The 22,493-nt window shown below is 62.9% G+C and carries 19 protein-coding genes; 17 read left to right on the forward strand and 2 right to left on the reverse strand.

What is annotated here, in order from left to right; all coding sequences use genetic code 11:
• Nucleotides 1-6 precede the first annotated feature (6 nt).
• From tssF to AB3147_RS25500, 10 genes are all read left to right on the forward strand, one after another.
• A complete protein-coding gene (gene tssF, locus AB3147_RS25455) occupies nt 7-1,773 on the forward strand; it encodes a type VI secretion system baseplate subunit TssF (RefSeq protein WP_367353319.1) in 1,767 nt (588 codons plus the stop codon).
• Nucleotides 1,737-2,756, forward strand: coding sequence for a type VI secretion system baseplate subunit TssG (gene tssG / locus AB3147_RS25460; RefSeq protein ID WP_175184829.1), 1,020 nt, complete (start codon nt 1,737-1,739; stop codon nt 2,754-2,756). The genes tssF and tssG overlap by 37 nt, the downstream gene beginning before the upstream one ends.
• On the forward strand, nt 2,753-4,120 hold the full coding sequence (tagH, locus tag AB3147_RS25465) for a type VI secretion system-associated FHA domain protein TagH (RefSeq protein WP_367353320.1): 1,368 nt from the start codon (nt 2,753-2,755) through the stop codon (nt 4,118-4,120). The genes tssG and tagH overlap by 4 nt, the downstream gene beginning before the upstream one ends.
• On the forward strand, nt 4,117-5,127 hold the full coding sequence (tssJ, locus tag AB3147_RS25470; protein ID WP_367353321.1) for a type VI secretion system lipoprotein TssJ: 1,011 nt from the start codon (nt 4,117-4,119) through the stop codon (nt 5,125-5,127). Before tagH ends, tssJ begins: the two co-directional genes overlap by 4 nt.
• Nucleotides 5,124-6,461: a type VI secretion system baseplate subunit TssK gene (tssK, locus tag AB3147_RS25475; RefSeq protein ID WP_367353322.1), complete on the forward strand. Its 1,338-nt coding sequence runs from the start codon at nt 5,124-5,126 to the stop codon at nt 6,459-6,461. Before tssJ ends, tssK begins: the two co-directional genes overlap by 4 nt.
• 1 nt (nt 6,462) lies before the next feature.
• The gene (gene icmH / locus AB3147_RS25480) at nt 6,463-7,338 is read left to right on the forward strand and encodes a type IVB secretion system protein IcmH/DotU (protein WP_218342726.1); all 876 of its coding nucleotides are present in this window, start codon (nt 6,463-6,465) and stop codon (nt 7,336-7,338) included.
• Between the two features lie 33 nt (nt 7,339-7,371).
• Entirely contained in the window at nt 7,372-9,444 is a 2,073-nt protein-coding gene (locus tag AB3147_RS25485; protein ID WP_367353323.1) for a type VI secretion system Vgr family protein, read from the forward strand.
• On the forward strand, nt 9,441-10,382 hold the full coding sequence (locus AB3147_RS25490) for a hypothetical protein (RefSeq protein WP_367353324.1): 942 nt from the start codon (nt 9,441-9,443) through the stop codon (nt 10,380-10,382). Before AB3147_RS25485 ends, AB3147_RS25490 begins: the two co-directional genes overlap by 4 nt.
• Entirely contained in the window at nt 10,379-13,585 is a 3,207-nt protein-coding gene (locus AB3147_RS25495; protein ID WP_367353325.1) for a T6SS effector BTH_I2691 family protein, read from the forward strand. The genes AB3147_RS25490 and AB3147_RS25495 overlap by 4 nt, the downstream gene beginning before the upstream one ends.
• Before the next feature lie 199 nt (nt 13,586-13,784).
• A complete protein-coding gene (locus AB3147_RS25500; protein WP_367353326.1) occupies nt 13,785-14,357 on the forward strand; it encodes a DUF6708 domain-containing protein in 573 nt (190 codons plus the stop codon).
• Between the two features lie 170 nt (nt 14,358-14,527).
• On the opposite strand, the gene AB3147_RS25505 is transcribed toward AB3147_RS25500, so the two are convergent.
• Entirely contained in the window at nt 14,528-15,082 is a 555-nt protein-coding gene (locus AB3147_RS25505; protein WP_175184837.1) for a hypothetical protein, read from the reverse strand.
• Nucleotides 15,079-16,014: a LysR family transcriptional regulator gene (locus tag AB3147_RS25510; RefSeq protein ID WP_105240897.1), complete on the reverse strand. Its 936-nt coding sequence runs from the start codon at nt 16,012-16,014 to the stop codon at nt 15,079-15,081. Before AB3147_RS25510 ends, AB3147_RS25505 begins: the two co-directional genes overlap by 4 nt.
• A 184-nt stretch (nt 16,015-16,198) precedes the next feature.
• Here AB3147_RS25510 and gtdA point away from each other — a divergent pair, with 184 nt between their 5' ends.
• From gtdA to AB3147_RS25545, 7 genes are all read left to right on the forward strand, one after another.
• Nucleotides 16,199-17,266, forward strand: coding sequence for a gentisate 1,2-dioxygenase (gene gtdA, locus AB3147_RS25515; protein ID WP_175122225.1), 1,068 nt, complete (start codon nt 16,199-16,201; stop codon nt 17,264-17,266).
• Nucleotides 17,267-17,330: 64 nt separating this feature from the next.
• Nucleotides 17,331-18,029 (forward strand): fumarylacetoacetate hydrolase family protein, encoded by a 699-nt coding sequence (locus tag AB3147_RS25520; RefSeq protein WP_239215115.1) that lies wholly within the window; start codon nt 17,331-17,333, stop codon nt 18,027-18,029.
• A 2-nt stretch (nt 18,030-18,031) separates the two neighbouring features.
• A complete protein-coding gene (locus AB3147_RS25525) occupies nt 18,032-19,291 on the forward strand; it encodes a flavin-dependent oxidoreductase (protein WP_367353592.1) in 1,260 nt (419 codons plus the stop codon).
• Between the two features lie 94 nt (nt 19,292-19,385).
• Nucleotides 19,386-20,351, forward strand: a complete 966-nt coding sequence (locus AB3147_RS25530) for a tripartite tricarboxylate transporter substrate binding protein (RefSeq protein ID WP_367353327.1) — start codon at nt 19,386-19,388, stop codon at nt 20,349-20,351.
• A gap of 83 nt (nt 20,352-20,434) precedes the next feature.
• The gene (maiA, locus tag AB3147_RS25535) at nt 20,435-21,073 is read left to right on the forward strand and encodes a maleylacetoacetate isomerase (RefSeq protein WP_367353328.1); all 639 of its coding nucleotides are present in this window, start codon (nt 20,435-20,437) and stop codon (nt 21,071-21,073) included.
• Nucleotides 21,070-21,450, forward strand: a complete 381-nt coding sequence (locus AB3147_RS25540) for a chorismate mutase (RefSeq protein ID WP_218342718.1) — start codon at nt 21,070-21,072, stop codon at nt 21,448-21,450. The genes maiA and AB3147_RS25540 overlap by 4 nt, the downstream gene beginning before the upstream one ends.
• The gene (locus AB3147_RS25545) at nt 21,443-22,456 is read left to right on the forward strand and encodes a Bug family tripartite tricarboxylate transporter substrate binding protein (RefSeq protein WP_367353329.1); all 1,014 of its coding nucleotides are present in this window, start codon (nt 21,443-21,445) and stop codon (nt 22,454-22,456) included. The genes AB3147_RS25540 and AB3147_RS25545 overlap by 8 nt, the downstream gene beginning before the upstream one ends.
• Nucleotides 22,457-22,493 lie beyond the last annotated feature (37 nt).

Below are 22,493 nucleotides of genomic sequence, written 5' to 3' on the forward strand. Positions count from 1 at the left end.
GACCGGATGCCACTGAAGGGAAAATTCCGCGAGGAACTGGATTACCTGCGCCGCTTGCGGCGCGTCTTCGCACGCAACAACCCGCAGCTGGCGCCGTTTCTTGGCGAGGAAGCGACCGACCCCGACGTCGAGCGCCTGATGGAAGGCTTTGCCTTCCTGACCGCAAAGCTGCGCCTCAAGATCGAGGACGATTTTCCTGAATTGACGCATTCGATGCTGCAGATGCTATGGCCCAACTATCTGCGGCCCCTGCCCAGCGCCACCATCATGCAGTTCGAACCCACCGACCATTCCATCACCGGCCGCCAGACCGTGCCGCGCGGCACCGGCATTCAGTCGCGGCCCGTGGACGGCGTGCAGTGCCGGTTCCGCACCTGCCAGGACGTGTCGATATTCCCGTTCGACGTCGCGGACGTCGATGACGGCCATTCGCTCGAAAAGTCGATTGTCCGCGTCGACCTCGCCACCCTGAGCCAGAACCCGCCCAACACCTTTGGCTGCGACAAACTGGATTTTTATCTGAGCGGCAGCGATTACACCGCGCAAACGCTCTACCTGTGGCTGGCGAAGTACCTGGGCGAGATCCGCATGGAGTCCGCAGGTACGGTGCGACACATACCGGTCAATCAGATCGGCTTTCCCGGATTCCATTCCGACGCTGCATTGCTGCCGTACCCAAAGAACGCCATGGATGGCTACCGCATCCTCCAGGAATATTTCCTCTTTCCCAGGCGCTTCTACTTTTTCTCCCTGACGCACCTGCTCGAATTCTGGCCGGACCAGCCCACGACAAACGTGCGCATCGAGTTCCACTTCACGCGGCCCATGCCGGCGGACGTGCGCGTACGCAAGGGCGACATCGCGCTGTACTGCACGCCCGCGGTAAACCTGTTCGAACACGATGCCGAACCCATCCGCCTGACAGGCAAGGCTGCCGAGCACCGTCTCATGCCCGGCGGGCAGCGGGCCGATGCGTACGAAATCTTCAGTATCGACAAGGTCGATGGATGGAAGAACGGCGACAGCGCGCAACCCGGCGAATGGCTGCGCACCTACGAACCCTTCGAATCGCTGCGCCATCAGATCGAACACGAACGCGGCCGCACCACGCTGTATTACCGCACGCGCCTGTCGTCATCCCTGGTCGATTCCGGCGTCGAGCACCGCATCGCCTTCGTGCGCGGAGACGATCACCACTACATCGGGCGGGAAGAGACGGTGTCGCTCGCGCTGACGTGCACCAACCGCGATTACCCGCTGGCGCTGGGCGTGGGCGATATCCGCGAGGGGTTGCGGGACACCCCGGCGTTTGTCCGCTTCAGAAACCTGACCACGCCCACGCCGCCGTACCGTCCGGTCCTGGATGGCGATCTGCACTGGAGCCTGATCTCCAACCTCTCGCCCACTTACCTGTCGCTGCTGTCGGCCGAACCGCTGAAGGCGATCATCGGCAACTACGACTTCTCGGCACACCACGATATTCAGCGCGCCCGCACCACGCAAAAGCGCCTGGACGGCCTGCAGGAAGTAGTCAGCGAGCCCATTGACCGGATGTACAAGGGCCTGCCGATCCGGGGCACTCGCACCCTTTTGAAGCTGGACCAGAACGGCTTCTCCTGCGAGGGCGATCTCTACCTGTTCGGCACGGTGCTCAGCCACTTCCTGTCGCTGTACGCCAGCCTGTCGTCGTTCCACGTGCTGGAAGCGATCAACACCACCAATCAGGAGCACTACGCATGGCCCATGCGCAGCGGCACGCAGCCCCTGATCTAAGCGACGCATTGCTGGCCGAGGCCAAAAGGCATGACTTCTTCTGCCTTCTGGAACGCCTGCATGCGCTGCACGAGGACGATCTGGAATCGCCCGACAGCTTCGATGCCGATCACCAGCGCGTCCTGCTCGGCAATCACGCCGGGCTTGGCTTTCCGGCCTCCGACGTCGCCCTGGCCGAACGGCTGGAGAATCACGTTCCGCACCAGTACCGGGTGCAGGCCACGTTCTTCGGCATGCACGGCACGGATTCCCCGCTGCCCAGCTATTACCTGGACCGTCTGGCCTACGAGGCCGGCCAAGGCGTGGGCATCCGCCCGGCATTCCTGGACTTCTTCAATCATCGCCTGCTGACGCTACTGCACCAGGCCTGGCGCAAATACCGGTACTACATCCGCTTCCGGCGCGGTGCGGACGATCAGTTCTCGCGGCGGATCTTCGCGCTGATCGGCCTGAAGCATGACGCGACGCGCGGCGACACGCCAATAGCCTGGAGCCGGCTGCTGAGCTTCGCAGGCGCCGTGGTCCTGCGCAGCCGCTCGCCGACCATGCTGGCCGGGCTGATCGCGCATTGCTTTGATCTGAAGGACGTGCAGATCCGCGATTTCGAACTGCGCCACACGCTCATCGACGACTCCGACCGCATCCGGCTAGGCCGGCGCAACGGCCAGCTCAGCGAAAGCTTCCAGATCGGCGACAGCGTCCGTACCCGGCACTGCAGCTTCGTCATCGTGATATCGGGCCTGAGCCAGGACCGCTTCCGTGAGTTCCTGCCGGCAGGTGAAAACTTCGAACGCCTGCGCCAGCTTGTCGTGTTCCTGCTGCGAGACCCGGTGCCCTGCGACCTTGAACTTGGCCTGCGTCAGGACGAAGTTCCTCCCTTCAATCTTCGGCACGCCGACGGCACCCAATTGGGCTGGACCAGCTTTCTTGAACAGCCGGCCACGACCCTCCCGCCGCCCGTCAGAGTCACCCTGCGCACATGAAACCCACACCCTCCAATCATCGCCTTGCCCTGGTGGTCGACAATCCGCAAGCCCTGCAAAAGGGCAGCCAGCCCCGGTGCATGTTTGACACCGCCGGCGGCACGATCGGCGCTCACGGGGCGGACTGGATCCTGCATGACCGGTCCGGCCGCGTGCAGTCCATCCACTGCGAAGTCCGCTACGAAGACGGCAGTTACTTCGTCATCGACCGCTGCGGCCAGACGCGAGTGAACGACCAGACGGATCCGCTGGGCGCACTGGTCGGCGCCCGGCTGCGCGGGGGAGACATCCTTCATGTCGGCCCCTATCGCCTGACGGTCAACCTGGATGACGAGACCTTCAACCTGCCCGACCCTGCCCGGCACCTCGCTGAACATGATGTGACCGAGCTGCTGGGGACGTCGAATGAACCTATCGACCCCCTGCCCCCGCACCGCAACGATGCCCCGGCGCCAGACCAGACCCGCGAGCATGGCTGGCGGGAATTCGACGCCTTGTCGGCGACGCCGCCGCAGGGACGTCTTGATCCCTTGCTGGCGCTTGAAGAGGCGGCTCGCTCGGATTCCGCCTTGGCCAGCGACGCCGCTGTGCTGGATTCCCGCCACTACGGGCAAACCCAATTGGCCGCGCAGGCCGACCTGTCCACCACCCGATTCGAAGCCGTATCCGGCTCCCCTTTGCATGCCTTCGGAGATCCCCCCATGTCGGGACACCCCCCTTCTTCTGCAGTCCCTGGCGCATCCGATCAATGGATCCAGAGTCAGTTCAATCAGACTGGCGATGCGGCCGGCCTTGTGGGACCGCTGGTCGAGGGTCTGGGCGCGCCAGTGGGTGCGTTGGACCCGCACGCCGCGCATGCCTTGCTGTTCGAGGCCGGCACCACCCTCGCCGCGCTCATCCGCGGACTCGCCGCGCTGAACCGCACGCCGGAAGGCCAGGGACTGGCGCTGGCCAAACGCACCCTGCAGCCCATCGAAGACAATCCGCTGCGTCTCGCGCAGACCTACCCGGAGACCGTGCGCGCGCTCTTTTCCCGGGACCGCAGCATGGTTCACCTGTCGCCCACCGCCGCCGTCGAGGAATCGCTGGAGCAGATCGGCGAACAGCATCGCGCGATGCTCACGGCAGTTGCTGCGGGCCTGAACGCATTGCTGCAGGCATTCGCGCCCGACCAGCTTGAACGCCGCTTCGCCCGGTACCGGTCCGGCCAGCACCCCGAGGCGTTGCCCGGCGATTGGGCGTGGCAGATGTACCGGCATTACTACGAAGAGCTCAAATCCAGCCGACAGCAGGGGTTCGACAAACTGTTCTGGGAAGTCTTTGACCAGGCCTACGACCAGGCGCTGCGCAAGGAAGAACCATGAGGCCAGCAGTTGGACTCTTGTGCATCGTGGCGTTGCTTTCCGGCTGCACCACGGTCGGCAACGTGCTCACCAAGACGGGTCAGGTCCTGATGGATCCGAGCATTCAGGTCGGCCCGCCCGAAGATCAGCCGACGCAAGTGGCGCTGAGTCTGTACGCCGCCAAAGACGTAAATCCCAACCCCGTGGCCGAGCCGGACGTCGATCCGGCTTCGTCTATGTCGGATGAACGGTCGTTCTCGGTCAATGTGCAGGGCGAATCCCGCGAAGACCTGGTCCACAGTCTGCAGACGTTGCTAGATCACTTGCATCAAGACGCCTCGACGGCAGCGGCATCTGAAGACCGGCCAAGTACGTTGGTCAGGTCCGGATTCACCAGAACATTCAAGCCGCGCTCCGTCGCCGTCAGTACCGCGCTTGAACGCCTGTGGGCAGACAGCGTGGCGACGAGCCGGGCCCCCTTTCCTGTGCAATGGCACTTGCGCAAAAGTGAAGACGCGCAGGATTCGGCTGCCGGGATCGGCATTGGCGCGACCAGTCCCGATCTCGATGTCGCGTTGGGCCAATATCGCGATGGCGTACCCCTTGCGCCCGCCGCAGCGCTTGCGGCCAAGGATCACGTCAACGCCACGCCCATCGCCTTTCGCGTGATTCAGCTCAAGGACGATTCGCTGCTTGAGAACGCCGATCCCGACCTGGTCCGCAGCGCCCCGAAAAAGGCGTTGGGAAGCACGTACATCACGGCCGACGACTACATGCTCGCGCCCGGTCAATTCAAGTTCATCAACTATCACGAGCTGGACGAAGACACCCATTACGTCGCCGTCGTCGCAGCCTTCAACGCACCCGACGCGCAACGTTGGTACGACGTTTTCCGGGTCGAACCGCGCAGCCGCAAGTACGCCTTGCTGGTCACCCTGCAAGACACCCGCGTCGCCATCACCGACGAAAACCACCGGCCCGAAAAGACCTCCCCGCGCGCCCGCAATCAAGCGAGAAAACAGCCATGACCAGCCGCAATCCCGTCGTTTGGGGCGAAGGGCAATTCGTCAAACCCCAGCATTTCCAGCAGACAGACCGATACCTTGAGCACTACATCAACGTGCGTATGGGCAGCCGATACTGCTACGGCTTTTCCGAGCTGGAGCTGAATCAGGAGTTCCTGTCGTTCGGCAAGATCTCCATCGTGCGAGCCCGCGGCATCATGCCCGACGGCACCGCCTTCAACATTCCGCACGACCAGCCGCCGCCCGAACCGCTGTCGATTCTGGACGCAACGGCCGCCAACCAGACGGTCTACCTGACCTTGCCGCTACGTTCGGACGGCATATCCGAGGTCCGCTGGCCTGATACGCTGGGCAACGCCCGCTACATCCATCGCACGGAAGACATCCGCGACACCCATAGCCATCAGGGCAATCACACGCCCATCGCGCTGGCCGTGCCCAACCTGCAACTGGCGCTGGAACGAGACGACCGCAGCGCCTTCACCGGCCTGGCGCTGAGCCGCATTCTGGACCGCCGCCCCGATGGCAGCCTGTTGCTGGACAGCGACTTTCACATCACGGGCATGTATCTGCAGGCCATCCGGCCGCTGGCGCATTTCATGGAAGAGATCGCCGCGCTGATGCACGAGCGCGCGAAAAGCATCGCGCACCGGATCGGGTCTCCGGGCCAATCCGGGGTCGCGGATATCACCGACTTCAACCTGCTGCAGTCGCTGAACCGCTGGCAGCATCTGTTCCGGCATCTGGCCCGCGACGCGGACGTCCGTCCGGTCGATGCGTATCTGGCGTGCGGTCAGGCGTGTGGCGAACTGACCACCTTCACTGACGAGGGCCGGCTGCCGCAGGACTACCCCGCGTATCAGCACGACTCGCCGCAGACGTCGTTCCGCATGCTGAAGGAGACCCTGCGCCGCGTGCTCAGCACCGTGTTGCAGCCCCGCGCCGTGTCGCTCCCGCTGGACATGCAGGGTCACGGCGTCTACACCGCGCAACTCCACGACCCCAGCCTGCTGCAAAGCGCCGACTTCATCCTGGCGGTCCGTGCGCGCATGCCCCTGGAACAGATGCGGCAACAGTTCGTGCGCCAGGCCAAGGTGGCGTCGCATCAACTGCTGCAGGAGTTGATCCGCCTGCAGTTGCCCGGCGTGCCGTTGATGACGTTGCCCGTCGCGCCGCGCCATCTGCCTTTCCATGCCGGCTTCACCTATTTCCAGCTCGACCGGTCGCATCCGCATTGGCAGCGCCTGATGCCACAAGGATCAACCGGCTTCGGCTTCCACATCACCGGCGACTTCCCGGAGCTGGAGTTGCAGTTCTGGGCCATTCGGAGTCAATGAGATGAGCCAAACCGTGGTGGTCGGCAACGACCGTATCGACACGCCTTCCAATCGTTCCTCCCTGCCCGACGTGCCCGAGGACTTCATGCGCGCGCCGCGTGATCCCATTGTTCATGACCCCGAGAGTGTCCTGTACGACGGCGTGTTTCGCATCAATGCAGACGAGGACCTGCAGTTTCAATTGCGCGGCCATAGCATCAACCCGCTGGTGGACATCGCCCAGCCGCTCTTCGGTCTGGTGATTCGACTACGCCGAATGATGGACCTGCCGCAGGAAGATGTCAGCCGGCTCTATGAGAACGTGCGGGACCATATCACTGCGCTGTCCGAAGAAGTCCGGCAGCTTGGTTACGACGGGGCGACGCAACTGTCATTCCGCTATGCCCTGTGCGCCTTCATCGACGAGGCGGTAATGGCCACGCCGTGGGGGGTGGGATCGCGCTGGAAGGGCCGGTCACTGCTCAGCTACCACCACAACGAAACCTGGGGCGGCGAGAAGTTCTTTACGGTTCTGGCGCGCATGCAGATGGACGCGGCCAAATACCGCGATGCGCTCGAGTTCAAGTATCTGTGCCTGTGCCTGGGTTACCAGGGCAAGTATGGCCAGCAGCACAACAACAAAGACACGCTCAACGCCATCATCACCAAGCTGCATGAGCAGCTTCGGCAACTGCGAGGAGACGCGCCCGAACGGCTGGTGGACGCACCCGCCAACATCGCCAGGCTTCGTCGCAAGCTTCACCGACAGTGGCCGCTGTGGACGCCTTGGGCGGTGGCGGCGGCCGTTATCGCCGGCGCCTATCTGTACTTCTCCCTGAAACTCGGCGCCGCCACGCAGATGGTGCTGGATTCGCTAGAGAGCATCCTCAAGCAGTGACCTGGCTCGCACCGAAACGGAGATAAAGACACCATGCCCACGCAATCTGATCTGCGCTTTACATTCGCCATCGGCGACGAGTCCTTCGAGGTCGTCGAATTCACGCTGCAGGAGGGGTTGTCGGAGACCTTCCTGCTGGAAGTGGACCTGGCCAGCGGCAACCCCGCCATCGATTTCGGCGCAGTCCTGGACCGCGCCGCGTTGCTTACGATCTGGCACGGCCCCACGCCCGTGCGCTACGTGCACGGCGCGGTCTCGTCGTTCGTTCAGGGCGACACGGGTTTTCGGCGTACGCGCTACTCGGCGATTGTCGAGCCGCGCCTGGCGCGGCTAAAGCTCAATTCCGACTGGCGCATCTTTCAGTCGCTTAGCGTCCCGCAGATCACCGAGGCGGTGCTCAAGGCGCATGGTCTTACCCAGGATTACGAGCAGCGCGGCACCACCGAACATCAGGCGCGCGAATACTGCGTGCAAGCGGGCGACACTGACTATCACTTCGTCGAACGCATCATGCGCGAGGAAGGATTTTTTTATTCCTTCCGTCATGGTGCCGAAGGCCATCAACTTATCCACAGCGACCGGCTTTTCATACACGGCCGCGTCGGCGACGAGCCGGTGCAGTACAACCCCACACCCGGCGGCGACCAGCCGCAGCCAGCGCTGCAGCGATTCTCCTACACCGAGAACGTGCGCACCGCGCGCCAGACCCAGCGCGACTACACCTTTCACCATCCGCGCTACACCCACCAGCACAGCCGCGATGGCCGAGATCTGGGCCATCAGGGCCGCCGCTACGAACGCTATGACTACCCGGCCCGCGCCAAATTCGACGAAGCGGGCAGACCTTTCGCGGAGAACCGCCTGCGCGGCCATCGCCGCGATTCGCGCGTCGCTTTCGTTGAAGGCAATGACCCGCGGCTCCAGCCGGGCATTTCATTTAGCCTGACCGGTCATCCGCGCGAAGATCTGAACCGCGGCTGGCGCCCGGTGCGCATTGTCCACCGTGGCATCCAGCACACAAGTCAGGCCGAGGAAAGTGCACAGGCCCAGTTGGGAACGCACTACAGCTACGAGGCGGAGCTGGTTCCTGACGACGCCGAATGGCGCGCGGAACCGCTACCCAGGCCGCGCATCGACGGTCCACAGAACGCTGTGGTGGTCGGCCCGCCCAATGAAGAGATCTATACCGACGAATACGGTCGAGTCAAGGTCCAGTTCCCCTGGGACCGGCTCGGCAAGGAGGACGAGTACAGCTCCTGCTGGATTCGCGTCTCGCAGAACATCGCCGGCGCCACTTGGGGCCACATGGCCATACCGCGCATCGGTCAGGAAGTCATCGTCTCTTACTTCGACGGCGACCCCGATCAGCCCGTGATCACCGGCCGCGTCTACAACCGCCTGCAATTGCCGCCCTACGAACTGCCGCGCCACAAGACCAGGATGACGATCAAGAGCAAGACCCACAAAGGCGAGGGATACAACGAACTGCGTTTTGAGGATGAGAAGGACCAGGAAGAAATCTACGTCCACGCGCAGAAAGACCAGAACATCCACGTCAACAACGACGAGTCGACGTTTGTGGGGCATGACCGCAGCGAGCAGGTCGAGAACGATGAAACCATCACGATCGGCCACGACCGCAAGGAGACGGTGGGCAACGACGAACAGGTCAACATCGGCCAGGACCGGCGGCACGACATCGGGCGGGACGACTTTTTGACCGTGGGGCGCAATCACACGATCTACACCACCAAGGACCGTACCGAGGAAGTGGGCAATAACCGCCGCGACAAGACCGCGGCGAATCATTGGGTGAGTATTGGCGGGCATCAGGAACTCACCGTCGAAGGGCATTCGGAACTGCAGGCCGGGCAGGCAATCCGGCAGCGCACGACGGCTTACGAGGTGCAGGCGGTGGAGAGCCTGACGTTGAAAGGGCCGGGGGGAACGATACGGATCGATGGATCGGGAATCACGCTCGACGGGATCGCCATCGTGATCAAGGGGCCGATGAGCCAGAAGGGGGGTGGCGGTGGTAACACCCTCGCCCTGTCCGGGGGTGCGTTTGAAGGCCTGGACGCGGATTGTGCGGAGCGCAACCGATGATAGCGGCGCCTGTCGTCACGTTCGCCGAGCAAATCCGGTTGCCTGGCGATTATCTCTATCTGCTTGTTGACCCGTTGGCAGGATGCGGCATGACGCGGCCGTTAGCCATCGAGTCACTGGTGCACGAGCTGGGCACAGACGCGGTGACCCGCGTTTTGAGGCCAGACCTGGCGCACGCGCCGGCGCTCTGTCCAGCCCTGGTGCAGCTTGGTACTCCCGGGGCTGCGGCACCGCAGCGTCTCCTGGAACTCAGTGCGCTCCAGACGCAGGAAGACCTCGATTACGGCAAGCGTTATGTCTGCGGGTGGCTGGCCAGCCCAGAACGCCTGGGGCCAACTGCACACCACATTGCCACGCAATGCCGAATCACCTCGTCCAGCGTACGAAAAGCGACAACCCCGTGGTTCGAACCCGTGCGTCTGGAGTTGTTGGCCGGCGCACTCGGACCCCAAGCGGGGGCCATGCTCGCGCCGATCAGTGTCTGGTTGTTTCCAACAAGCTGGGGGAGCTTCTCCGTACTCCGGAGCAAGTCTGCGGCGGGCGAGGATGACACGGATTTGGTTCGCCATACCCAACATGCAGCGCAATTGGTGAGCGACTTTCTGGGCATCTGGCGGCTTGTCCAACGTCAGACACTTTCGTTTGCGCCGTGGCGCTGGAATGGCTCGAGTCCACTGCCGCCGCAAGCGGGTGTGCATGCCTTTCGGCTGATCCGCGATGCCCAACAGTTAGGACTGCGGAATGAGCGCGACATCTTTGCGCTCAGCTTGTATCGGGTTTGCGTTCACCCGCTACTGCCCAAGCATCCAGACATCGAACGGGACATTCTTGCCGCAGCCAAAGGCAAGCACGCTCTGGAAAACCGCTTCCAGGCGTACGACGACGCCGCGTGGAAGCGAATTTTTGCCTCATTGCCCAGAACGGAGAACTATTCATGAGCATCAACACGACGTTGGGCAGAACGATCAGCCATGCCGCGCCCAATCCGACGGACGCATGCAAAGCATGCGAGCGCACTGGCCTACCCATTCTTCCTTTGCGCGCCGCGTACGCGCCGGCACCCGGCCAAACATACCGCCAACAGCCTAACGGCAGCGACAAGCCGGCAACGGTTCAGATAAAGTTGGACCAGCCTCGCATCTTGCGGCAGGGATACCTTTATGTACTGCTTGATGAGATGGAGTGGCAGGCCTACGAGGTTACGCCTGAAGGCGCGCTCCGCCAGTTTCGTCCCTATCAAGTCCCACGGGATGAGCCCAGCCCCCTGAGCCAGGACTGCGTCAACAAGGATCACGACGTCCCCGCATCCTTTATCAATATCGACACCGGGAAATTTTCGACCGCATGGATCGCCATCGCAAATGATCCCTGGCCCGAGAGTGTGCTGAACCAATACTTGTGTGGCAAGGCCGCCGGCGGGACGGATCCGAAGGAGCGCTTCTACAAGCTTGATCTGAAAAGTGCACGCGACGACCCGACCAGCGTCGGTATTGCAATGACCGAAGACAACCTTGGGTTGGACTCCGTGTTGGAGTATGCCGAGGTCGGCCCCGGCGATTTCGATAGCGTTCACGGGTTCTACTCGCGCAATCATCGGCTTGGGGCAATGGAAGGCCACGTCCGGACTATCGTCCAGCGGGAAAAACTTCAACAAGGCGTACTGGCGTTGGTTCTGCCCGATCCCATAGGGGTGGTGCAGGAATGCAATGCGCAGCGCGTCCATCTGTTTAAAGAAATGCATGAGTGGCGCTCAGAGCCGCAGCGACGATTTGAGTTCTTTACTTCCCAGGCGCTGCTTGGCATCAAGGAACTGCAGACCGTTTGGGCTACGGCGGAAGCGGAGGAAGAGGCGAAGGAGGCAGAAGCGGAACGTCGTAAGCCCATCCTCCACCCCATAGCAGGAGCGGCGGGTCTGCTTGAACAGCGAAGTATCGCAGAGGACGCCGCGCGCAGAGCCAAATCCAAACAGGCCGAGGCGAATGAGCGCCTGGAGAAGCGCTACGACGAAAGTGCTCGAGCCAGTTTCGAGAAAACATATCTGAACGCGCAAGCCAATTGGCAAAAGTCTGTTGACCGCATTGGCGAGTTGTACGTCAAAGAATACCTATCCAGACCTTTCCAGCTTGCCGTCCAGTATGACTACAGCACCGAATCCTGGCGTTCGATGGAGGGCTTTATACGGATGCTCGCGCTTTGCCTTGCCGGCGGCCCCACCGAAGTCATAAAGAAACACGATGAGGAATTAGGTGCGACGCAACGGCTGTGGAAAGCGCAGTTGGAGGACCGAAAGAGCCCACTGTATCAGGCGCTGCTGGCAAAAGACACAGCATTGCTCGAACAACTGCAAACCTCGCTGACGGGCAATGATCTTGGCAAGCTCTATGACACCATCAAGAGCTTGATCGGCACAGAAGAAGGCAAGACTCTGATGGTCTCGCCCGTGCAGCAGGCCGTCGGCCAGTTGCTTGCCGCCATGACCAATGCCAGTAACACGCTGGGACAACAACTGGCCTTCCACGCGCACACGTTGGTCGGTCACGTGCACAGCGCAGCCATACTGCGATACACGGGTCAGCACATGACCCAGATCATCGTGTCCCTGAAACTCGGCGAGTATCTTTCGCTACTTAACGAGATCCTGCAGGAAGGCGTTGATAAGTTCATCGCGCATATAGACGAAAATTTCCGCAAGCCGGCAGCGCAAAAGATTCGCGCAATGGTGGTGAGCGGCTTCATTGCCATCGCTGTTCCTGGCAACCACGGGACGGTCGTCGACTTGATATTCTGGTCGCTGGAGAGTGCCGACGCGCTAGAGAAACGTCTGCAGAGGCTGCGCAGCGCCGCCAGCGGAGGCCTCGCAGACGCGATTCGCACCGTTAGCGTGGGCGCTGCCACGCTCCAGACCGGCGCCGTTCAATTGGTGGGCAAGCTCGCGATCGGCGCAGCGGAAGCAAGATCTATCGCCAGGGAGGCCATGCAACGGATGCACAATGTCGCCGTTTCAACGGCCTCTGCAGGCGCGAATCTGCTGCTTGGGCTTGGCAGCCTGTGGTTTCAGCAGGACAGCCTCCGGAAGAACTATGCCACTTTGATCAGAACACCAGACAGCGGCAGCGCTGAGGCTCTAGCAGCAGTGTGGTCGTCCTCGATTGGCGTAATGGGCGCGGGCGTAGAAGTCGCAGGTGTGGGCATCCGCGCATTAAGACCGGACATGACCGTAACAGTTCAAATCGCGGGTCGATCGCAGACAATACTGCTTGGAGCCCGCATAGCCAACTACGGGGGAGCGATCTCCGCCGTCGCAAACATTTTGGACGGTATGGAATATCACTTTTCTGCTCGCAGGGCCAACTCGGCAGGAGACACGCAAGCCGCCCTCATTTATAAATTCGCCGCCGCGGCTTCAATGGTTGCCGTTATTCCGGGAGTTTATGGAGCGGTTTTCGGCGGTAGCTTGCTTGGACCTGTGGGGTTAGCGGTGGTGCTCGGGTTGATCGCATATGGATTAAAACGGCTGGCAAGCAAACAAGAATCTTCAGCCTTTGAAAAGTGGGCTCGCCACACGCTATGGGGCGTGCCAAGACGTCAGAGATGGTGGAAGAGCCCGGCCGATATGGATTCCGCCATCGGCGAACTCAATGCAGCAGTATTGGGTGTCACCGCTGACATTTCCGTCAACTTCAGACTTGAACGGGCATCGGACATCGCAGCTTCGGGCGAAGCATACGCGTCTAATGGTGACGCCGTTTCTATCCCGATGGGCGTGTTCTTGGACTACTCAATCTGGCTTCCAGGATACTGCCTGGACAGGTCGCGTCACATATACGCGGTGACGGTATATCGGCCGGGCATGGAAGGTGAAATCATTGCTTCAGGCGGCCACACGGTTGACGGTATAGAACTAGCACCCAACGAATCAACAACCGGCCGTGATTACAACCCAAAAACCACAAAACCCACCATCCACTTTGACGAGCAACGCGCTGCCCTATTTATTAATGGTGCGATCGCACTGAATGCCAATCACGAGATAACCGCCGTAAAGCTCGAATTATCTTTCTGGCCGGACAGCTTCGATACTCTTGGCGTCGCAAAGATAATCCGCCTCCAGGACAAAACGGACATTCCAGAAAATGAATAACTATTCGAAAGGTCCGCACCTAAGGCCTCCATGCTCCGGCTGGCAGGAAGATCTGACGCACCCTGACATTGCTCCCACCGTAGAGGCATCGTTAGGAGCGGAGAATCCTAATCATATCTGCGAGACTTATTTAGAGGTTTCACGCCCACCACACCTTGCGCGGGGACTGGTCTTATATCTGACCATTTCAGTATCTGCAATGCTGATTCTGCTAGGCCTGTTCTTCATACCCGATTCAGAAACGGATGCAGTCTACAACTTTGCTGGAATTGCTCTGGATTTTGTTGTGGTATGGCTTGTGGCGTTTGGAATTCGTGTTGATACCGCGCCTCCACGCGATATGCCGCTACGCTTCAATCGCGCTCGCCGGCGAATCTACGCTTACAACTTCCAGTTTCGTTGGTGGAACCCTTTAGGCCGTTGGCACGTTGTGCCGGTGTCCTACGATTGGCCCCAAGTGCGCGCAGAGCGGTGGATGAAGCGAGCGTTCACCGCGCAAGGCTCGCTAATAATCAAATGGGGGGTTGTCTTATCCATCGTCGAGCCAGGCACGAACAACGTCATTGACCGTTTTCCGTTGAGCACAATGGGTGCCGACGAGTTCACGTGGGCGTACATCTGCACGTATATGCAGGAGGGTCCCTCGGCGCTCCCTCCGCCGGGTCCACCGCGTGACCATAACGACGTGCCTTGGTACAACATCGCACTGCGCCTAGCGCCCGCAGTGAAGTGGCCTACTGCAATGGACCTCGAATCGAGGACCGCGTCATGACTTCAAGGCCGATAGCACAACAACAAAGGCACATTCAGCGCAATCATCATCTGACTGCGATGGGTCAGGGGAATGGAAAGCCACGCTACGTGTGGCGTTAAACAACTGTTATTGGCCCAAGAGGGATTCGTGAGGGAGCCTTCAAGCACTACACAGACGGCACGTGATCGCTATCCCCTTCGAGCCAAACACCGCAGCGCCACCCGATACCCCACAAACACATAAAACCCCGAAGAGTTCATCACCAGCCATGCGCCCAATCCGCCAAGCACCGCAACCACCGGCCCCACGGCCCTGACGTCGCCCTGAGTCCAGGCGATCCCGCCGAAGCTACCCACCACAATCAACCCGATACAGACCCGCTTCAACAGCACCACGCCCTGCACCCGTCCCGCCATCATCAGCACCATCCCGATCGCTAGCGCGAGCGCGGTTCCCGCGCACACCGCCACCAGCGCGAACGCTGCCATTGCCGGTCCCACGAAACGCAGCAGCAGGCTCAACAGTTCAATCCCGACGCCCAGCCCGCCCGCCATCACCAGCACGGACAGCACCAGCGGCGACCACGTTCCTGGCGGCGCGCGGCCCTCTTCCGCTTCCATTTCCGCGACGAAGCGATGCATCGACGCCGCCGTCCCCGGGTCCTTGCCCGCGTTCAGCGCCGCTTCCAGCCGCTGGCACTGTTCGATCAGGGCATTCAGGCCGGAGGCGGGCGCGGGAGTCATAGCCGGGTCACTCCTGGCGCGTGCTCGGCCACCGTGTTTCTCAGCGCCGCCATGGCCTCTTCAACTGCAACCGGCCGGAACGCATCCTCGCGCCAATACATCGCCACCGAGCCGAATCCCGACAGCCTTACGGGGATGATGCGCATCGCCCGCATCTGCGAAAACCGCAGCGCGGCACGGTGCGAGGCGACGCCGATCATGTCGCTGTTGTTGATGAGGGTGAGGTTGACCGTCACCGAGTTCGACTCGATATGGTCCGGCGGCGGCGCCTGGCCTGCTGCGGCGAGCGCGGCGTCCACCGCGTTGCGGATGGGCGTGCCTTTGGGCCACAGGATCCAGCGATAGGACAGCAGATCCTGCCAGCTTGGCTGCTCCACCGCGAACAGCGGATGGCGGGGCCGCGCCACGAGATGGATGGGCTCCAGGTAAAGCGCCTCGAAGCGGATCGCCGGATCGTGATGCTCGGGCGCGGAACGTCCCACGACAATGTCCAGATCCCCTTGCGCCAGTTGCGCCAGCAGGCGATCCGTCGTGCCCTCCACCAGCTTGACGCGCGCCTGCGGCATGCGCTCGAGCAGCTTCATCACGGCCAACGGCACCGTGTCGGACGCGGACGCGCCCGATGCGCCGATCACGACGCGCCCACCGCCGCCCTCGCGCAGCGCCGCCATGTCGGCACTGGCGCGATCCAGTTGTGATTCCACGCGCTGCGCGTGTGCGATCAGCACGTCGCCATGCGGCGTGGGGCGCAGTCCGCGCGCGTGGCGCTCGAAGAGCGGCAGTCCGATGTCGTCTTCCAGATCCTTCAGCCACTTCGAAAGACCCGGCTGCGTCGTATTGAGCATGGCGGCCGAGTGGCTGATGTTGCGGGTCTGGGCCAGGCTGAGCAGCATCTTCAGATTGCGCAGCCGCAGGCGGTGGGTCCAGTCCATGCAGGCCCTCTTGGTGGGAGGTTTGTCTCGTATGTATATGGTTATTGGTATGGATAATAAGATAATTTCATTTCAAACTGCATAGCTCCTGCTCGCATAATCGTCTCCATACCAGGACCAGCTGCGAACCCACGCGGCGGCCGCCCGTAGAAGCCGGCAATAGCCGGACATACTGGAGACAACCATGCACGACGGTCATTCCACCGGCGCGGACAGCGCTGCCTCGGACCGCGCCCTTTACTACGCGCGCATCGCCAAGAAACACATGGCGCCCCTGTGGGAGTCGCTGCACAACCTGGTGCCCCGCCAGCCCGCGCCGCGCTGCGTGCCGGCGCTGTGGAAATATGACGATGTGCGCGACGACGTCATGGCGTCCGGATCGCTGATCACGGCGGAAGAAGCAGTGCGCCGGGTGCTGATTCTGGAAAACCCTGGTCTGCCGGGCCAGGCCAGCATCACGCAAAGCCTGTACGCAGGACTGCAACTGATCCTGCCCGGCGAGATCGCACCAAGCCACCGTCACACGCAATCGGCCCTGCGCTTCATCGTGGAAGGGCGCGGCGCCTACACTGCCGTCAACGGCGAACGCACCACCATGCACCCGGGCGACTTCATCATCACGCCATCATGGACCTGGCATGACCACGGCAACGCGGAAACCGTCGAAGGCGGCGAGCCCGTGGTCTGGCTGGATGGCCTGGACATTCCGCTGCTGCGCTTTCTGGACGCGGGCTTTGCAGAGAACTATCCGTCCGCCACCCAGCCCGTCACGCGGCCCGAAGGCGACAGCATGGCCCGCTTTGGCCACAACATGGCGCCCGTGCGTCACCAGGTTTCGAGCGGCACCTCACCCATCTTCAACTACCCGTACGAACGCAGCCGCGAAGCGCTGGATGCGCTCTACCGTCACGGTGAACTCGACCCGTGGGACGGCGTCAAGCTGCGCTACCTGAATCCCGCCACGGGTGGCTACCCCATGCCCACGATGGCCACGTTCATGCAGTTCCTGCCCGCGGGCTTTCAGGGCAAGACCACGCGCACGACCGACTCCACGGTCTACAGCGTCGTCGAGGGCCGCGGCACCGCGCGCATCGGCGACCAGGAATTCCATTTCGGACCGCGCGATGTTTTCGTCGCGCCGTCCTGGATGCCTGTGCAGCTTGCCGCGCTGGAAGACGCCACGCTCTTCAGCTATTCCGACCGCCCGGTGCAGGACGCGCTGGGCCTGTGGCGCGAAGAACGCGTCGCCTGACCGGCGCGTGCCGATCGCCCACCTCGCGCGCCTGACTCTCCATCCCGTCTTCAAAGGATGCTCCATGTCGTTTGTGTTTGCCCCCGCCTCCCCCGTCGCCGTGCCCATCGCCGGCAGCCAGGACAGCTTTCCCGTACGCCGCGTTTATTGCGTTGGCCGCAACTACGCCGCCCATGCGCGCGAAATGGGCTTTGACCCCGACCGCGAACCACCGTTCTTCTTCTGCAAGCCCGCCGACGCCGTCGTGCCCGTTGCCGAAGGCAGCACGCTTTCACTACCCTACCCGCCCGAAACGGCCAACCTGCATTACGAGATCGAACTCGTCGCGGCTATCGGCAAGGGCGGCGCCAACATTTCCGTCGACGAGGCCCTGCAGCACATTTATGGCTACGCCGTCGGCCTGGACATGACGCGCCGCGACCTGCAGATGAAGATGCGCGAGGCCGGCCGCCCGTGGGAACTGGGCAAGGCTTTTGACCAGAGCGCGCCTATCGGCCCGCTGCATCCCGCGCAATCGGTAAAGGACATCGAGAAGGCCGGCATCTGGCTGCAGGTCAATGGCGCGGACAAGCAGCGCAGCGACATCGGCAAGCTGATCTGGTCCATTGCCGAAACCATCGCGTACCTCTCCAAGTACTTCCGTCTTGAAGCCGGCGACCTCATCTACACCGGCACGCCCGAAGGCGTGGGACCCGTGGTGCGGGGCGACCGGATGGTCGGCGGCGTCGACGGCCTGGGCACGCTCAGCGTGCAGATGGTGTGACGATGCGCACCGACACCGATGTCATCATCGTCGGCGCGGGCGTCGGCGGCCTGGTGCTGGCGCTGAGCCTGCATCAGGCAGGCATTTCCTGCCGCGTTTTCGAAGCCGTGCGAGAGATCAAGCCGCTGGGCGTGGGCATCAATCTGCTGCCGCACGCCACCCGCGAACTGGATGAATTGGGCCTTTTGCCCGCGTTGGACGCCATTGCCGTGCGCACGCGTGAGTCCGTGTTCTACACGCGGCACGGCCAGTTCATCTATGGCGAACCGGCGGGCACCGACGCCGGTTACGACTGGCCCCAGTACTCCATCCACCGCGGCGACCTGCAAATGGCGTTGCTGGATGCCGTGCGCGAACGTCTGGGCCAGGACAGCGTCGTGGTGAACGCGCGCTGCACGGGCGTGACGCAGGACGCCGACAGCGTCACGGCCAGCTTTCAAGACAACGACGGCAATGCGCTGCCGTCCATGCGCGGCCGCATTGCCGTCGGCTGCGACGGCATTCACTCGGTATTGCGCAAGCAGCTCTATCCGCAGGAAGGCGCGCCGCGCTACTCCGGCGTGAACATGTGGCGTGGCACGACGCGCTGCAAACCCTTTCTGTCGGGCGCGAGCATGGTGCGCGCCGGCTGGCTGTCCACCGGCAAGATGGTGATTTACCCGATTCGCGACAACATCGACGCGGACGGCAACCAGCTCGTGAACTGGGTCGCCGAGATCGAAGCCGAGCAACCTGCCGTGCGCGACTGGAACCGCAGCGGCAGGCTCGAGGACTTCTTTCCGGCCTTTGCCGACTGGCACTTCGACTGGCTCGACGTGGCCAAGCTGATTCAGGACGCAGACTCGATTCTGGAGTACCCCATGGTCGACCAGGATCCGCTGCCCACGTGGACGCAGGGCCGCATGACGTTGCTGGGCGACGCGGCCCACCCGATGGTGCCGCGCGGCTCGAACGGCGCGGGCCAGGCCGTGGTGGACGCCCGCTACCTGACCGGCCAGTTCAAGCGCCTGGGCCTGACGCCCGATGCCTTGCAGCAGTACGACCGCGTGCGCGTCGAAGCCACGACGCGCGTCGTGCTGACCAATCGCAGCAACCCGCCGGACGCGATCCTGCGTGAAGTCCACGTACGTTCGGCGGACAAGCCTTATACGCGGATCGAGGACGTCATCAGCCGCGAGGAATTGGAAGGTATTTCCCGGCGCTACAAGCAGGTGGCGGGCTTTGACCCGGTCGCCTTGAAGGAGCGCGCGCCTTACGTGTAGCAGTAGCCGGACCTCAGTGCCCTGGCGAGCGGGTCCCAAGACCCGCCGCCCTTCAAAGCCGGCGCATGACCGGCGACAAACAAGGAGACAACCCATGTTGAAGTTGCTACGTGTTCTGGCTGCCGCGGCGCTGTCCTTTGCGGCCGCGGCGAGCCACGCCGCCTGGCCCGACCGCCCCATCACGCTGGTGGTGCCCTTCACACCCGGCACCGGCATCGACCTGATCGCGCGCCAACTCGCGGCTAGCCTGCCGCAGACGCTGGGCCAACCCGTCGTCGTCGAGAACCTGGCTGGCGCCAGCGGCAATATCGGCAGCGAAAAGGTCGCGCGCGCCACCCCCGATGGCTACACATTCCTGGTCACGGTCAACACGTTCGTCATGAACAGCAGCCTCTACAAGGGCAAGCTGCGCTTTGATCCGCAACAGGACTTTGCGCCGGTCGGCCTGACCTCGTGGGGCTCGCTGCTGCTGGTCACGCATCCGTCCAATTCCGCCAACACCGTCGCCGACGTGGTGCTGGCGGCCAAGGCCGCACCGGGCAAGCTGAGCTACGGCACGCCCGGCGTGGGCACGCCCCATCACCTTTCGATGGCGCTGTTTCTGGACCGCACCGGCGCCAGCATGCTGCACGTGCCGTACAAGGGCACGGCGGGCGCCGTCACCGACATGCTAGGCGGACGGCTCGACTACATGTTCCTGCCCGTTCACGTGGCGCTGCCGCAGGTGAAGGGCGGCAAACTCAAGGTGATCGCCACCGGCAGCCCGAAGCGCCTGCCGCAACTGCCGGACGTGCCCACGCTGACGGAAGCCGGACTGCAGGGGGCCGACGTGGACATGTGGTATGGGGTCCTGGCGCCCAAAGGCACGCCGCCTGCCATCGTCGACCGCATGAACCAGGCGATCAACGCCATCTTGCAGACGCCCGCGACCGCCACGGCATTCGATGCGCAGGGCATGGTGCCGGCCACGTCAACGCCTGCCGATTTTGGATCCCTCATCGCCCGTGACGCCAAGCGCTGGGACGACGTCGTCGCCCGAACCGGCATCACGGCCGAATGAGTGTTTCCGGCACCAACGTTCCTGCCCTGAACGTCCCTGAAAGATCCGCCCACAGCCAACCGTCCTCACGAAACGCCCCATCCATGCAACTGCACAACTTCTTCAATAGTTCGACCTCCTACCGCGTGCGCATCGCGCTTGCGCTAAAAGGTCTGTCCTACGAATACCTGCCCGTGAACCTGCGCAAGCAGGAGCAGCGAGCACCAGACTATGTGGCGCGCAATCCGTCGGCCGGCGTGCCGCTTCTGATTGACGGCGATGTGCAGCTTTCGCAGTCACTCGCCATCATCGACTACCTGGACGCCACGCATCCCGAGCCGCGGCTGATTCCGGCCGACGCGCTGGCGCGCGCGCGCGTGCTGGAGCTGTCCCACGCCATCTCGTGCGACATCCATCCGGTCAACAACATGCGCATCCTTCGCTATCTGCAGGAAGTGCTGGGCGCGACGGACGCCCAGAAGAACGCCTGGTATCACCACTGGATCCGCGAAGGCCTGACGGCAGTGGAAGCGCTGCTGGCGCGTCACGGACACGGCGCGTACTGCTTTGGTGACGCGCCCACGCTGGCGGACTGCTGCCTGGTGCCGCAGGTGGCCAACGCGCAGCGCATGGGCTGCGACCTGTCCGCCTATCCGAGCATCCTGCGCATCGTCGAACACTGCAATGCGCAACCCGCCTTCCAGCAGGCCGCGCCTGCACAGCAACCGGACTACACCCAGTGAGCAAAGAACCCGACACCCACGGCGCGCCGCTGCGCGAGTACACCGATCCGGCCTATCGCCCGCTGTGCGCCAATCTGGCCGACGTGCGCGCCAATATCGACCGGCTGGACGACGAAATCGTGCGGCTGATCGCCGAACGCGCGATGTACGTGAAGGACGCCGCGCGATTCAAACGCGACGCCTTTCAAGTGAGCGCGCCCGCGCGTCAAGCCCAGGTATTTGAAAAGGCCCGGGCGCTCGCCCAGCGCCACAACCAGGGCTTCTCCAACCTGGAGCAGGTAGTGGACGCCACCTATCGCGCGATGGTCGCCGCCTTCATCGCCAATGAACAGACCTACTTCGACACCATGAAGGACGTGGGAGACACGCATGCTTGAAGCTTCGACCTTGCTGCCTAGCCGCGCAGTGGCGCGACGCATTGCGGCACTAAGCCTTGCCGTGCTGGCGCCGCTGGCCGCCACCGCCACCGCCACCGCCGCAGATGCCTGGCCCACGCAGCCGCTCAAGGCAGTGGTGCCGTTCGGTCCAGGCTCAAGTCCGGACCAGGTGGCCCGCATCGTCACCGAAAAGGCGGGCGCAATCCTCGGCCAGACCATCGTTGTGGAAAACAAGCCGGGCGCCAGCGGCAACATCGGCACGTTCGCCATCGCCAACGCCAAGCCCGACGGCTACACCTTCGGCGTGTCGATCACCGGCCCGCTGGTGAACAACACGCTGCTGTTCGACAAGCTGCCCTACGCGCCCGCCACGGACCTGGCGCCGCTGACGCTGGCGGTGCATCAGCCCAACGTGCTGGTCGTCCCGGCCTCCGCCGGCATCGGCAACATTGGACAGCTGCTGGACGCGCTGAAGAAGAATCCGGACAAGTACAACTTCCCGTCGCCGGGCGCGGGCACGGTGTCGCATCTGGCGGTCGAAATGCTGCTGCAGCAGATCGGCGCGCGCGCCACGCACGTGCCCTACCCGTCCTCGCCGGCGGCGCTGACGTCGCTGCTGTCGGGCGACACCCAGTTTGCCGCGCTGCCGCCCATTGCGGTGATGCCGATGGTGAAGGATGGCCGGTTGAAGGCGCTGGCGGTGACGTCGTCCAAGCGGTCCGCGCTGCTGCCCGACATTCCGACGCTGGCGGAAGTGGGGGTGCAAGGGATCGAGGGCTCGGCGTGGATCGGCTTTGTGGTGTCGTCCAAGACGCCGGCCGATGTACAGAAGAAACTGTCCGACGCACTGATCCAGGCGATTCACGATCCCGAGGTCGCCAAGCGGCTGCAGGCGCAGTTCATGGATCCGGTGGGCGATACGCCCGCGCAATTCCGCGGCTACATGGATGACGAATTGAAGCGCTGGGAGCCCCTGATCAAGAAGCTGGGGATCAAGGGCCAATAACTGTGCCCATAAGCGGACCAAGAAGTGGGCTAAGAAG

The sequence above is a fragment of the Achromobacter animicus genome, from assembly GCF_040775605.1.
GTDB classification, from domain to species: domain Bacteria; phylum Pseudomonadota; class Gammaproteobacteria; order Burkholderiales; family Burkholderiaceae_B; genus Achromobacter; species Achromobacter animicus.